Annotated in this window: 1 protein-coding gene; it reads right to left on the reverse strand. The window is 38.9% G+C overall.

Going from position 1 to position 244, the window contains the following annotated elements:
• Window positions 1–124: 124 nt before the first annotated feature.
• The gene (locus R2R70_RS22515) at window positions 125–244 is read right to left on the reverse strand and encodes a F0F1 ATP synthase subunit delta (RefSeq protein WP_410979274.1); all 120 of its coding nucleotides are present in this window, start codon (window positions 242–244) and stop codon (window positions 125–127) included.

Here is a 244-nt window from a genome sequence, read left to right on the forward strand (position 1 = left end):
TACTGATTTCCGCTGGATTCAATTGTTGCATTGCCTTGTTTCCTTTAATTTATGATAACCCGCCCACTGACTTAATTGCTCTTATAATCATACAGTCAATATTTGACTGTATTGATGATTGGCATTAGGCAGTTAGCTGTGTTTTTAACTGTTGTAACTTGCCGCGCATCGAATCATCAATGACTTTGTCACCGACTTTGATTGTAGCGCCTGCCAATAGACTTGGATCAACTGATTCGTGAAT

It is taken from the genome of Cobetia sp. SIMBA_158, from assembly GCF_046566945.1.
Classification (GTDB): Bacteria; Pseudomonadota; Gammaproteobacteria; order Pseudomonadales; family Halomonadaceae; genus Cobetia; species Cobetia amphilecti.